At 61.0% G+C, this 13626-nt stretch carries 8 protein-coding genes and 1 pseudogene; 7 read left to right on the top strand and 2 right to left on the bottom strand.

Going from position 1 to position 13626, the window contains the following annotated elements:
- The first annotated feature begins 233 nt into the window (after positions 1-233).
- From PVW51_RS06250 to PVW51_RS06240, 3 genes are all read left to right on the top strand, one after another.
- Complete coding sequence (locus PVW51_RS06250; protein ID WP_274574007.1) at positions 234-2630, top strand: BapA prefix-like domain-containing protein; 2397 nt, start codon at positions 234-236, stop codon at positions 2628-2630.
- Between the two features lie 283 nt (positions 2631-2913).
- The gene (locus PVW51_RS06245; RefSeq protein ID WP_274574006.1) at positions 2914-6198 is read left to right on the top strand and encodes a BapA/Bap/LapF family prefix-like domain-containing protein; all 3285 of its coding nucleotides are present in this window, start codon (positions 2914-2916) and stop codon (positions 6196-6198) included.
- 240 nt (positions 6199-6438) lie between these two features.
- Positions 6439-6825, top strand: a complete 387-nt coding sequence (locus PVW51_RS06240; protein WP_269361542.1) for a hypothetical protein — start codon at positions 6439-6441, stop codon at positions 6823-6825.
- Here PVW51_RS06240 and PVW51_RS06235 read toward each other — a convergent pair.
- Positions 6795-7772: a response regulator gene (locus PVW51_RS06235; RefSeq protein ID WP_274574005.1), complete on the bottom strand. Its 978-nt coding sequence runs from the start codon at positions 7770-7772 to the stop codon at positions 6795-6797. The two genes, PVW51_RS06240 and PVW51_RS06235, sit on opposite strands and share 31 nt — an antisense overlap.
- A gap of 252 nt (positions 7773-8024) precedes the next feature.
- Between PVW51_RS06235 and PVW51_RS06230 the strand changes: the two are divergent.
- Together PVW51_RS06230 and PVW51_RS06225 are read left to right on the top strand one after the other, a co-directional pair.
- Positions 8025-8294: pseudogene (locus PVW51_RS06230) on the top strand (integrase core domain-containing protein); the annotation flags it as partial.
- A gap of 22 nt (positions 8295-8316) precedes the next feature.
- Positions 8317-9138, top strand: a complete 822-nt coding sequence (locus PVW51_RS06225) for a hypothetical protein (RefSeq protein WP_274574004.1) — start codon at positions 8317-8319, stop codon at positions 9136-9138.
- A gap of 580 nt (positions 9139-9718) precedes the next feature.
- Here the strand turns inward: PVW51_RS06225 and hemN are convergent.
- On the bottom strand, positions 9719-11074 hold the full coding sequence (hemN, locus tag PVW51_RS06220; protein WP_274574003.1) for an oxygen-independent coproporphyrinogen III oxidase: 1356 nt from the start codon (positions 11072-11074) through the stop codon (positions 9719-9721).
- Positions 11075-11128: 54 nt separating this feature from the next.
- On the opposite strand from hemN, the gene fnrL reads away from it, so the two are divergent.
- Complete coding sequence (fnrL, locus tag PVW51_RS06215; RefSeq protein WP_269361535.1) at positions 11129-11860, top strand: transcriptional regulator FnrL; 732 nt, start codon at positions 11129-11131, stop codon at positions 11858-11860.
- Positions 11861-11998: 138 nt separating this feature from the next.
- The gene (ccoN, locus tag PVW51_RS06210) at positions 11999-13618 is read left to right on the top strand and encodes a cytochrome-c oxidase, cbb3-type subunit I (RefSeq protein WP_269361534.1); all 1620 of its coding nucleotides are present in this window, start codon (positions 11999-12001) and stop codon (positions 13616-13618) included.
- Positions 13619-13626 lie beyond the last annotated feature (8 nt).

Below are 13626 nucleotides of genomic sequence, written 5' to 3'. Positions count from 1 at the left end.
ACCAGGTCGTCGCGGTGAGTCTGCTGTTTCGGTTCCATGCCGTCAACTGCGCGGGCCATTGCGGTGGAATCAGGGAGCAGGGAAGGCAATGAGGCAACAACGGTGAAATATTAGCCGAAAGTATGTTAGATCAATCTATTGACCGTAACTTTAGTATGTGATGTGAGTGAGAAGGATTGGGTGGGGGCCTGAACACGCTCCGTGTGAGCGATAGATAGACAGAGGGAAGTGATATGACGACGACTTCATACCGGGCCGGAAATATGGTCGAGGTGAAAATAAATGCAACAAAAGCAGATATTTCCAAATATGTGAAAAGAGGTGACGACCTTGTCGTCGAGCTGGCGGATGGCAACAAGATCGTTGTCTCCGATTTCTACGATCCCGCGCAGGGAGGCGTACCCCACCGGCTGATGCTGGCGGACGGCAGCTACAGCGGTGTCGAGGGCATCTGGAACGAGGATGAAGAGGCCGCCGGACTGGGTGCCAACATGGAGCAGATCGGTGCCGGCCTGGGTGCGCTGGCAACCGGGCTTCTTGCCACGGCCAGTGACAGCGAAGATCCCACGGATCCCACAGATCCCACTGATCCTACAGACCCGACTGATCCCACGGACCCGACTGATCCTACCGATCCGACTGATCCCACGGATCCGACAGATCCGACAGATCCTACTGATCCCACGGACCCGACAGATCCTACTGATCCTACGGACCCGACTGATCCTACAGACCCGACAGATCCGACCGATCCGACTGATCCCACGGACCCGACCGAACCGACTGATGCGGCGGACGCGGGTATTCTTGACCCGATTCTCGCGGACGAAGGCGTGCTGGGCGACCTCACGGGCAACGACGGCCTGCTCGGCGACCTGACCGGTTCCGACGGTTTGCTGGGCGACCTGGTCGGCAACGATGGTCTGCTCAGCCCCGTCACCGGAGAGGATGGCCTGCTCGGCACCCTGACCGGCGGCGGGCTTCTGGGGAACAGTGATGGATCGGGCAGTCTGACCGGCGGACTTCTGTCGGAAGATTCGCTGCTGGGCGATGTGCTTGGTGGCATCGGTCTGACCGATGGTCTGCTTGGCGAAGGCGGCACGGTGGATGAAATCGTTGAAACCGTGGAAGAGGTCCTTGACGGCGTGATCGGCGACGAAGGCATCGTTGGTGGTCTTCTCGGTGGCGACGGCGGTCTGCTGGACGGCGTGATCGGCGATGAAGGCATCGTTGGCGGTCTGCTTGGCGGTGACGGCGGTCTGCTGGACGGCGTGATTGGCGACGAAGGCCTCGTTGGCGGGTTGCTTGGCGGCGACGGTGGTCTGCTCGATGGCGTGATCGGCGACGAAGGCCTCGTTGGCGGGTTGCTTGGCGGCGACGGTGGTCTGCTCGATGGCGTGATCGGCGACGAAGGTATCGTTGGCGGTCTGCTTGGCGGTGACGGTGGCCTGCTCGATGGCGTGATTGGCGACGAGGGCCTCGTTGGCGGGTTGCTTGGTGGCGACGGCGGTCTGCTGGACGGTGTGATCGGCGACGAGGGCATCGTTGGTGGCCTGCTGGCCGGTATTGGTGCCGAAGATGGCCTGCTCGACCCGGTGATCGCCGACGGTGGTCTGCTCGGTGACGTGACCGGGAACGAAGGCCTGCTCGGCGATGTGACCGGGTCCGACGGCCTGGCGGGTGATCTTGTCGGTGACATGGGCCTGCTGGGTGACGTGACCGGGGAGAACGGGCTGGTCGGTGACCTGACCGGTGTCGGCCTGCTGGGCGACGGCAGTGATGGCGGCCTTCTCGACGGTGGCCTGCTGGATGGCGTCCTAGGTGACGAGGGTCTCGTCGGCGGATTGCTTGGCGGTGACGGCGGCCTTCTCGGTGGCGGCCTGCTGGACGGTGTGCTCGGTGACGAAGGCATCGTTGGCGGGTTGCTTGGCGGTGACGGCGGTCTGCTCGACGGCGTTATCGGTGACGGAGGCCTCGTTGGTGGCCTGCTTGGTGGCGACGGTGGTCTGCTCGACGGCGTGATCGGTGACGAGGGTGTCGTTGGTGGCCTGCTCGGCGGCGACGCCGGTCTACTCGACGGCGTGCTCGGTGACGAGGGCCTCGTTGGTGGCCTGCTCGGCGGCGACGGCGGTCTGCTCGACGGTGTGCTCGGCGATGAGGGTGTCGTTGGCGGCTTGCTTGGCGGTGACGGTGGTCTGCTGGACGGCGTGATCGGTGACGAGGGTCTCGTTGGCGGCTTGCTTGGCGGTGACGGTGGTCTGCTGGATGGTGTCCTCGGTGACGAGGGTGTCGTTGGCGGCCTGCTTGGCGGTGACGGTGCTGGTGGTGTCCTCTCGGGCACTGTCGGGGATCTGCTGGCCGGCATTGGTGCCGAAGATGGCCTGCTTGACCCGGTGATCGCGGACGGTGGTCTGCTTGGCGATCTCACGGGGAATGAAGGCGTGCTGGGCGAGGTGACCGGGTCAGAGGGCCTGGCGGGCGATATTGTCTGCGACATGGGCCTGCTGGGTGACGTGACCGGGCAGAACGGCTTGCTTGGTGATCTGATCGGTGTCGGCCTGCTGGGCGACGGCGGCGATGGCGGCCTTCTGGGCAACCTGGGCGGCGATCTGCTTGACGGCCTGAACTGAGGTGGTGCGGGTTCAAATCCGCCCGCCACGGTAACCGGGATGTAAACAAACTGTTTCCATCTTAAGAGAATCCGGAAAAGCCCCGCCAAATGACGGGGCTTTTTCATTTGAAAACAGCAGTTTCAGTGCTTTCACGTAAAAGTTGTGCTTTCTGGGACAAGAGGGGTGAGAACTACCCATTCGGCATTGACATAGATACCGATGGCTGGTTTTCATATACTTAAGATTGCATTACATACTTTAGTTCGCCTTGCCCGCAAGCGCACCCATGAGGAGTTCAAACATGGCAAACAGAAGCATCCAGGCTGGCCCTGAAATTGGCATCAAGATCGACGTAGAGCGGTCTGACATCGCCAATTACGCAAGAAAGGGGAGTGACCTGTTCATTACCCTCAAAAACGGTGACGTGATCACCGTTGTCGACTTTTACAAGCCAGCGATGGACGGCTCTTTGCACAGCCTGATCCTGGCCGATGGTGACGAAAGCGGTATCGAGGGTGATCCCGAAGCCGGCGGCAGTGGCGAAATGACCGATGAGGGCATTATCGCAGCTGCCGTTGGTGGTTTGGGCCTGCTTGCCGCCGCATCCGGTGGCGGTGGCGGTGGACCCGTTGATCCCACGGACCCGACCGATCCGACTGATCCTACGGACCCGACCGATCCGACTGATCCTACGGACCCGACAGATCCGACTGATCCCACGGACCCGACCGATCCGACCGATCCTACGGACCCGACTGATCCGACCGATCCTACGGACCCGACAGATCCGACCGATCCTACGGACCCGACCGATCCGACCGATCCCACGGACCCGACAGATCCGACTGATCCCACGGACCCGACCGATCCGACTGATCCCACGGACCCGACAGATCCGACCGATCCCACGGATCCGACCGATCCTACCGATCCTACCGATCCCACGGACCCGACAGATCCGACCGATCCTACGGACCCGACCGATCCGACCGATCCCACGGACCCGACCGATCCGACCGATCCCACGGACCCGACCGATCCTACCGATCCTACGGACCCGACAGATCCGACTGATCCTACGGACCCGACAGATCCAACTGATCCTACGGACCCGACTGATCCTACGGACCCGACTGATCCTACGGACCCGACAGATCCGACTGATCCCACGGACCCGACCGATCCGACCGATCCCACGGACCCGACCGATCCGACCGATCCTACGGACCCGACAGATCCTACCGATCCCACGGACCCGACTGATCCGACCGATCCCACGGACCCGACAGATCCGACCGATCCCACGGACCCGACAGATCCGACCGATCCTACGGACCCGACAGATCCGACCGATCCTACGGACCCGACAGATCCGACCGATCCTACGGACCCGACCGATCCTACCGATCCTACGGACCCGACCGATCCAACTGATCCTACGGACCCGACCGATCCCACGGACCCGACTGATCCGACCGATCCCACGGACCCGACCGATCCGACCGATCCCACGGACCCGACCGATCCGACTGATCCCACGGACCCGACTGATCCGACCGATCCCACGGACCCGACCGATCCGACCGATCCTACGGACCCGACTGATCCGACCGATCCTACGGACCCGACAGATCCGACCGATCCCACGGACCCGACTGATCCAACTGATCCCACGGACCCGACAGATCCGACCGATCCTACGGACCCGACCGATCCCACGGACCCGACCGATCCGACCGATCCTACGGATGCTGGTGACCAGGGCTTCCTTGATCCGATCATCTCTGATGACGGGCTGCTCGGTGACCTGACTGGCAACTCCGGGGCGCTTGGTGACATCACCGGCTCGGACGGCCTGCTCGGCGATCTGATCGGAGATGGAACGCTGCTTGGCAACCTGGGTGATGACCTTCTGGGTCAGCCCCTGCTGGGCGACGGCGTGACAGGGGACGTCGGTATCGCCGATGGGCTCATCGGGGATGGCGGCCTTCTGGGCGACATCACCGGTAACTCCGGCCTGCTTGGCGACCTGACGGGTTCCGATGGTCTGCTGGGCGACCTTATCGGCAACGACGGGCAATTGTCCGACGCCACCGGCTCCGACGGACTTGTCGGGGACCTGACCGGCACCGGCACGCTTGGTGACGGCACGCCGGGAGGTGACGGCATTGCCGGCGGTCTTCTGGATGGTGTCCTGGGCGACGATGGCCTCCTCGGTGGCCTGCTGGGCGACAACGACATCCTGGACGATGTTATCGGAGAGGATGGCCCGCTGGGTGATCTGCTTGGTGATGTTGTCGGCGAAGACGGCCCGCTGGGCGATGTTGTCGGCGATCTGATCGGCGAGGATGCCCCGCTGGGTGACCTGCTCGACGATGTTGTCGGCGAAGATGGCCTGGTGGACGGCATACTGGGCGGTGTCCTCGGCGAGGATGGCCCGGTGGGCGACCTGCTTGGCGGTGTCCTCGGCGAAGATGGCCCTCTGGGTGATGTGCTCGGTGGTGTTGTCGGCGAAGACGGCCCCCTGGGTGACGTGCTCGGCGGTGTCCTCGGCGAGGATGGCCCCCTGGGTGACGTGCTCGGCGGTGTCCTCGGCGAAGACGGTCCTCTGGGTGACGTGCTCGGCGGTGTCCTCGGCGAAGATGGCCCTCTGGGTGATGTGCTCGGCGGTGTTATCGGCGAAGACGGTCCTCTAGGTGACGTGCTTGGCGGTGTTATCGGCGAAGACGGTCCTCTGGGTGACGTGCTTGGCGGTGTTATCGGCGAAGACGGTCCGCTGGGCGACGTACTCGGTGGCCTCACCGGAGATGACGGCCTTGTGGGTGGTCTTCTCGGTGAGGATGGCCCTCTGGGTGACGTGCTCGGCGGTGTTATCGGCGAAGACGGTCCTCTGGGTGATGTGCTTGGCGGGGTTATCGGCGAAGACGGTCCGCTGGGCGATGTACTCGGTGGCCTGACCGGAGACGACGGCCTTGTGGGCGGTCTGCTCGGTGGCCTGACCGGTGAAGACGATCTGGTGGGTGGTCTGCTGGGTGGCCTGACCGGCGAGGATGGCCCTCTGGGTGACGTGCTTGGCGGGGTTGTCGGAGAAGACGGTCCTCTGGGTGATGTGCTCGGTGGTCTGACCGGTGAAGACGGTCCGCTGGGCGACGTACTCGGTGGTCTGACCGGAGATGACGGCCTTGTGGGTGGTCTGCTCGGTGAGGATGGCCCTCTGGGTGACGTACTTGGCGGGGTTGTCGGTGAAGACGGTCCGCTGGGTGATGTGCTCGGTGGTCTGACCGGTGAAGACGGTCCTCTGGGTGACGTACTTGGTGGCCTGACCGGAGATGACGGCCTGGTAGGCGGTCTGCTCGGTGGCCTGACCGGAGAGGACGACCTGGTGGGTGATCTGCTTGGTGATCTGACCGGAGAGGGTGACCTGGTGGGTGACGTGCTTGGCGGCCTGACTGGCGAAGACGGCCCCCTGGGTGACGTGCTCGGCGGCGGATTGCTGGGCGGCAGCAACCCGCTTGGTGAAACGCTCTCCGATGCCAGCGACCTGCTGGGCGGGCTTCTGGGCAACGACGGCCTGGGCGACATCTGATCGCCTGAGCTGAACCATAAAAGCCAACGGATTGGCCCCTCGCTCAAGTCGCAAGACTGCGGGGGGCCAAGCCAGTTCAAGGACCATTCGGGAGTACAGGGCTGCGCAGGCAGCCGTTCCTTTTTAACGATCATCATTTCTCTTAGCCCGAGCGGACGACAGCGTGACCTTCCAAGGATTTGCAGACCGGGGTCGACCACTTGCCGATCTCGACAATGCCGACAAGATCAGGGGCTGAAATTGCACAGCACAAAAACCAAGGACGGGGCCGGAAAGCGCGAAAGCCAGGCTTTTGCATCCGATTGGCTTTCCTTTGTTCCCCCCGCAAGCGTGGCGCTGATCGGTCTGATCTATGCGATCGTCGCCGCCACCGTCGTCTATCTTATGGGCGGTGTCGCCTGGACCGTGGTGATCGCGTTCCTGCTGGGCGGGGCCAGCGCGATGAAGGTGGCCGCCGTGATCCGTGCCGATATCCTGCGCCAGTTCCATGTTGCCGGCATCGCATCGGACACCCTGCCTGAACAAAAGAAAACGGCCCGACCGGAAGAACCGTGTCGGGCCGCGTCTGAAGATCTGCGTCTGTCGCGGTCAGGCGATCAGCGTGCGGATGATACCGCGGGCGTGTGACCAAGCAGTGCCTTGTGCATGGTTTTCTGGCGCTCGACCAGCCGGCCAATCGCCCGGTCAAAGGTGTTCTTGACCCGCTGTGTCCGGTGGGCGTTCGGCTGGATCGGGCGGCCCAGCGAGATGCTGATCGGGATATCGAGCGAGTCCTGATCCCAGGGGGTCAGGGTCTTAAGTTCTCTTTGCACATCTTCCTCGATATGTGGCCATTCCGGCAGGCTGTCGCCGGTGAGAATGCCCAGGAGCGTGCCGCTTCCGATATGCGCCATGAGAAGTTGCGGCCTGTCCACAACCCGGCCAATGGCCCGCGCGCCGGCGGCAATGGCCATGACATATTCCCGGCTGGTGCAATGGGCGTAGAGGGTTGTGATATCCTCGACCTGTGCGCAGAAGACATGGCAGGAATTGAGATTCTTGCGCGAGAGCTGTGACAGGTAGTTGCCAAGGGTGAAGGGGGGGACAAGCTGATGGATCCCCAGAACGTAAACCGGATCTTCGAGTGAGAAAACATGCTGGCCGCGTTCTCCGTCCGGCAGCATCATCTGGGGATCGACCCGCATTGCGACTTCCGTCGTGTCCAGCATCCGCTGAGTGACCCGGAGGCGGCGCGCAATCTCGCGGACTTCGAAGGGTTTGAAAATGTAATCATTGGCCCCTGCGGCAAAGGCCTTTTCGATCGAAACCATGTCGCTCTTGAGGGTGAGCATCGTGATCGGCGTTGTCCGGTAGGTACGCATCTCGCGCACTTTCCGGCAGAGCGTGATCCCGTCCATGTCGGGCATGACAATGTCGAGCAGCAGGCAATCGAAGGGCTCTGTCGCATTTTCCAGGATGCGCAGCGCTTCCTGTCCAGAGGATGCGACGGTCACATCCGGAAAATCCGCTTCCTTCAGGATCGCCGGCAAGAAGTCGAGCATGAAGGAATCGTCATCTACGGCGAGTATTTTCATGGGTGGTTTCCTTTAACCGTGGTTTGGCAGGCACAGATCAGAGCCGGAGAATTCAAGTTTCGATGACGTACTTCCTGCCGGATCGGCGTCGGGGTGACGAGGGGAGTCACGGCAGTCAGTAACCTTTCTACGCGCTTAAGATACATACCTTAGTATTGTACATACTAATGACTATATCGCCAACCATGTCATTTTTAGGGCTTTTTTGCGCTCAATTTTGTACCGTTGGGCAAGAAATCCGAGACCATAACTTCAATTTGGGCAAACGGATATTGCGAAAGCTACAATGCTCGGTTCCGAGATGATGTGCGGACCGGCGAAGTCTTCTACGGCCTCCCTGAAGTGCAAATCCTGACTGAAGAATGGAGGAAGCACTACAACACGAAACGTCCACAAATCGAATTGGGCTACCGCCAACAGGTCCCGGAAACCATCCTCCGGACGGTCCAAAGGCCGATCACGCACAAACAATCAAACTGGACAGCCCCGGTGGGGCTGCTACCACTAGACGAACAGGCGTGAACTACTCGGGCAGGAAAACGAAATGAAAATCGCAAACCCACTGAACCCGGTTCAAGTCTATTTCAACGAACTCTGCGCCAAGGGCGGCGGCGCGGGTGGAGGCCCAGCGCGAACCAAGGTTCAGGAGTTGCTGCACAATGGTAGCAAGACACTGAACACGATGGCCTTCGACGAAATCTCGCATCATCTGAAGACCTTCCCGACCGCAAATCCGTGGCAGGTATGCTTTGCCGTGGGTTTGGGTTGGGGGCATCTGGCGAAGATCGACGAAGACTTCACCGCCGCCGCTATCGAGGTTCTGACCGACCTGGACCCCGCCGCCCTAAGCGTTGCGAGAACCTTCCACCTGGAACGTGGCCCTACCCCCATCGAACAGTCGCTTCGGGGTGGATACCTGATGTTTCAACGGGTGAAGCTGCCCGCGACCCTGCCCGACGACTTGCAGATGATTGGCCGTGCGCAACAACGCTGGCTTTCGCCTATCTTGTCCCCATCAATTGAGCGTCCCAAATATATCGGCAGCTGGAATGCGACCGCGATGTTCATGGTGGCGCTGTTCTCCAAGCCTGCGCTGGCCGCGACTTTGGTCAATCCTGAAGTGCTGTTGCCTCCGGGTGGCCCGATCTTCAACGGTCTCAAAATCCTGCACAAAGCCAAGATTTTGAAAAAGCCGCCGTCCGGGAACGAACTGGACGACGAAGCCTTCGAACCCGGCTCGATCTACGAGAACAACGCCCTGATGGCTGAACTTCTCCAAGGCAGATCGGGTTGGAGCATGATCGACGTTCACTCGGGCCTCTACATGCTGGGCACGAGATACCCCGCGTCGAAAGGCTGGGCGTAGCGTGACTATCGAGGCGGCGGAAGACTTTTTTTGCGCGCCTTTTAAGAGGTATCCGGTCAGGTAAATCGGGGGAATGGGATAGACAAACGAGTCGAACTTACTGCACCATTTGGCCCTTTGCCTGCACCTTTTGGTGAGAGAGTAAGGTTTGCCTTTCTCAATTATCATGGAGAGGTGAATTCAGCGCGCCAGTAGAGGCATTTTTCCCAAGACGGGGCGCAACAACGCCGAAATCGACGCTTTCTTTACTGTTGACGAAAACCAAAGCCGGTGCGCGGTCGAACTCAATCTATTCAAACGCATCAATCATAGAGAACCCAACGACCGACAGGATTCCAATGCCGATTTGGCAAACTTGGAAATATATCTGGAAGAGCATTGTCTTCAAAGTCGGGCTGATAGGATTAGCGACCTCTTCGCTAGTATTGCCGCGCACGCCCCAGAACCGATTTGGGACTTCTCAATGTCGATCTTGTGGCTTGTCGCGCGATGATAGCATCGCATCCTTCCATGCCGATCCTTGAAAACTTTGAACCCTATGAGTTGCACTTGGGGCAGGTCCGAACCACGCGGGTCGCGATCATATCGCTGCCGAATGTGCGGTTGCCTCCGAGGCGAAGGCATCCACATGGCTGGCGATGACACGCACCAGCGGGCGGGTGTCGCTGCGCATCTTCAGGCCGGCTTCGCTGATGTAGAAGACATCGGTGAAGCGGGTCATCAGCGAAATGCCGGTCTGGCGGATCAGCGCGGCCTGTTCGGGGAAGCTGTCACGCAGCGCGGCCTCGTCATAGACAAAGCGGCACATCAGGTCTTCGATGATGCGGGCGATCAGCTGGTCCTGCGCTGTCATGCCATAGCCCTTGTGCGCAGCCAGGCCGCTGCTTGTGACCCGGTCCTGATAGGCGGAGGTGGCGGTGGCGTTCTGCATGTATCCGCCGGGAAAGCGCGATATCGCCGAGGCCCCCAGACCAATCAGGGTTTCGCCCTGATCGTCGGTATAACCCTGAAAGTTGCGCCGCAGCCTGCCCGTGACGGCGGCCCGGGAAAGGCTGTCGGAGGGCAGGGCGAAATGGTCGATGCCGATGCTGTCATAGCCTTCGGCAAGAAAGGCCGCGCGTGCCTGTTCGGCCAGGGCAAAGCGGGTCTCGTTGTCGGGCAGGTCGGCAGCCTTGATCATGATCTGGCGTTTCGACATCCAGGGCACATGGGCATAGCCATAGATCGCCAGCCGGTCGGGGCGCATCCGGGCCACATGGCGCAGGGTCTGGCCAAAGCTCAGCGAGGTCTGGTGCGGCAGCCCGTATAGCAGGTCGAGGTTCAGGCTGGCCACGCCCTGGCTGCGCATCAGGTCGATGACATGGCGGGTCTGTGACAGGGACTGGCTGCGTCCGATGGCCTGTTGCACGGGCCGGGCAAAATCCTGCACCCCGACACTGGCCCGGTTCATGCCCGCGTCGATCAGCAGTTGCAGCAGATCGTCGGAGGCTTCCGTCGGGTCGATTTCGAGGGAAAACTCGAAATCCGCGCTGCGCTCGAAAGCGGCGAAGAGCGCGTTCAGCAAGGCCGACATGGTGCCGCAGGGCAGAATGGTCGGTGTGCCGCCGCCCAGATGCAGACGCGCCATGCGGATGCCCGGCGGCAGGGTCTGGCGGATTGTTTCGATCTCTTTCAGCAGGACCTCGACATAGGCGTCGACCGGGCGCAAGGTTCTGGTGCCCTGGGTCCGGCAGGCGCAGAACCAGCACAGCCGCTTGCAAAAGGGGATGTGGACATAGACGGAAATATCCCTGTCCTGCGGCACCGCCCGCAGCCAGTCCACCTGATGGCGCTGGCCGAAATCATTTTGAAAATGATTGGCCGGCGGATAGCTGGTGTAGCGGGGCACACGTGCGTCAAAAAGCCCGTGGCGGCGAAGTGTGTTGAAGCTGTGCATAAGTGTTTCTAGGGTTGCATGGGAGAGTCCTTCTTTGATTTAGATCAAGACACCATGGCGATACCTTCACTGACCCGAGTCAAATGCAGCGAATGTCCGATCCGGCATCGCGCCGTCTGTGCGCGTTGCGATACGGATGAGCTGGAAGTGCTGGAGGGGATGAAATCCTACCGCAGCTATGCGGCGGGGGAGGTTATCCTGTGGCGGGGGGAGCCGCTGAACTTCGTGGCCTCTCTGGTTGCCGGTGTCGCTTCCCTCTCCAAGACGATGGAGGACGGGCGGACCCAGATGGTGGGTCTTTTGCTGCCTTCGGATTTCATCGGCAGGCCGGGCCGGAAGCTGATCGAATTCGACGTGACCGCCACAACCGATGTGACCCTGTGCTGTTTCGACCGCAAACCCTTTGAAAAGCTGGTCGATGAAACCCCCCATGTGGCGCAGCGGCTGATGGAACTGGCGCTGGACGAGCTGGATGCCGCGCGGGACTGGATGCTGCTTTTGGGCCGCAAGTCCGCGCGGGAGAAGATCGCCACCTTCATCGACATGCTGGTGCGCCGGTCGCAGGGGACCGAGCCGCTGGCAAACACCACGATCCAGCTGCCGATGACCCGCGACCAGATCGCCAATTACCTCGGGCTGACGCTTGAGACCGTAAGCCGTCAGTTCAGCGCGCTGAAAAAGGAAGGCGTGGTCGATTTCACCGACCGTCGCCAGTTCGAGATTCTGGATATCGTCGCGCTTCAGGAAGCCACCGGCGATGATTCCGACGGTGGTATCCTTTCCTGACAAGGCGGAGCTGACGGTTTCCCGCATCATTTTCTGCGGAAGTTGATTCAGATCAAAGTGGGCGCGCGCCCATATTCCTAGAGATGTCCTGCGAACAGGAGCGTCCCGCGATGCTCTTACTGATTTGAGGGCATGAATATGGACTATGTGAAACTCATCCTTTTGGGTCTTGTCACGCTGATCGCCGCCATCGCGGCCAGCTGGGGGCATGACCTTGCCTATCAGGTACATGCGTTCCTGATCATGGTGATCGCCTTTGCGATGTTCATCTGGGTGTTGCGCAACACCGACGAGCCGCGACAGGCCGGGCCGGCCCAGGACGGCATCTATGCCGACGGGGTGATCCGGGCCGGGGTGATCGCCACGGCCTTTTGGGGCATCGCGGGATTTCTGGTCGGCACTTTCATCGCCTTTCAGCTGGCCTTTCCGGCGCTCAACTTTGACTGGGGCCAGCCCTTTACCAACTTCGGACGGCTCCGGCCGCTGCACACATCGGCGGTGATCTTTGCCTTTGGCGGCAATGCGCTGATCGCCACGTCGTTCTATGTGGTGCAGCGCACCAGCGGCGTGCGGCTCTGGGGCGGGCGGACCGGGTGGTTCGTGTTCTGGGGCTACCAGCTGTTCATCGTGCTGGCCGCCACCGGCTATCTGCTGGGGTCCACCCAATCCAAGGAATATGCGGAACCCGAATGGTACGTGGACCTCTGGCTGACAGTTGTCTGGCTGGCTTACCTTGCGGTTTTCCTGGGCACGATCATCAAGCGCCGGGAAAAGCACATCTATGTCGCCAACTGGTTCTACCTGGCGTTCATCATCACCGTGGCGATGCTGCATGTGGTCAACAACCTGTCGGTCCCGGTCAGCATCTGGGGCAGCAAGTCTGTGCAGGTATTCTCGGGCGTGCAGGATGCAATGACCCAGTGGTGGTATGGCCACAACGCGGTCGGCTTCTTTTTGACCGCCGGTTTCCTGGGGATGATGTATTACTTCGTTCCGAAACAGGCGGGGCGCCCGGTTTACAGCTATAAGCTGAGTATCATTCACTTCTGGGCGCTTATTTTTCTTTATATCTGGGCCGGACCGCACCACCTGCATTACACCGCGCTGCCGGACTGGGCCTCGACCCTGGGGATGGTGTTCTCGATCATCCTGTGGATGCCCAGCTGGGGCGGCATGATCAACGGTCTGATGACCCTGCAGGGCGCCTGGGACAAGCTGCGCACCGATCCGATCCTGCGGATGTTCGTGCTGAGCCTGGGGTTCTACGGCATGTCCACCTTCGAAGGGCCGATGATGTCGATCCGCGCGGTCAATTCGCTGTCGCATTACACCGACTGGACCATCGGGCATGTGCATTCCGGCGCGCTGGGCTGGAACGGGATGATCACCTTTGCCTGCCTCTACTTCCTCACGCCGAAACTCTGGGGCCGCAAGCAGATGTATTCCATGTCCGCGATCAGCTGGCATTTCTGGCTCGCGACGCTTGGCATCGTTCTTTACGCCGCGTCGATGTGGGTCACCGGCATCATGGAAGGGCTGATGTGGCGCGAGGTCGATGACCAGGGGTTCCTCGTCAACTCCTTTGCCGACACCGTCAGCGCCAAGTTCCCGATGTATGTGGTGCGCGGATTGGGCGGCGTCATGTTCCTCTCCGGGGCGTTGATCATGGTCTGGAACATGTGGATGACGATCCGCGGGGCACAACCCGCCACCGCCGCGCTGCCCGGCACATCCGCCACCGCAACACCCGCCGAATAAGGAGCAAA

It is taken from the genome of Sulfitobacter sp. PR48 (genome assembly GCF_028807335.1).
Classification (GTDB): Bacteria; Pseudomonadota; Alphaproteobacteria; order Rhodobacterales; family Rhodobacteraceae; genus Sulfitobacter.
The sequence above is the reverse complement of the archived record's forward strand: the minus strand, read 5'-3'. Positions and strand labels throughout refer to the sequence as shown.